Source organism: Microbispora sp. CSR-4, assembly GCF_008033685.1.
Lineage (GTDB): Bacteria > Actinomycetota > Actinomycetes > Streptosporangiales > Streptosporangiaceae > Microbispora.
Map to the genome: position 1 here is coordinate 1 of NZ_VJVX01000263.1, position 477 is coordinate 477.

Here is a 477-nt window from a genome sequence, read left to right on the forward strand (position 1 = left end):
GCTCCGTGAAGGCTGGAAAGGCCGCGACCGGCACGAGGGCACCGCGACGGCCAGAAGCGTTGTGCCCGGAGATGATTCGCAGAGGCTTCCGGGCTGTCGTCGCGGCGTACGGTCCGGAGGTGCAGGCCGGAAGGGCTCGCCGGCAACGCAGGCTCCGTGAAGGCTAGAGAGGCCGCTCCCCGGTATAAGGGCCACCACCCGGCTCACCGCGTACGCCGCAGCCCGGCTCAAGCGGGACGACCTGGCCGCCCGGGTGTGGCAGGAGTTCTACACGGGCGTGAACCGCGCCGAGTTTCGTGGAGGCCGGGTTAGCTGGCTGGGGTGAGGATAGCCGTGGCGGTTTGTGTTCGGTAGTGGGTCTCGAATTCGGCTGGTGGGAGGTCGTTGCAGGCGCTGTGGAGGCGCCGGTTGTTGTACCAGTCGACCCATTCCATGGTGGCGATCTCGACGTCGTCCAGGCCGTTCCACGGGCCGCGC

Annotated in this window: 1 protein-coding gene; it reads right to left on the reverse strand. The window is 68.6% G+C overall.

The genetic code is table 11. The features are described from left to right. Window positions 1-308 precede the first annotated feature (308 nt). Window positions 309-458: an integrase core domain-containing protein gene (locus tag FLV34_RS43600; RefSeq protein ID WP_369074152.1), complete on the reverse strand. Its 150-nt coding sequence runs from the start codon at window positions 456-458 to the stop codon at window positions 309-311. Between the last annotated feature and the right edge of the window lie 19 nt (window positions 459-477).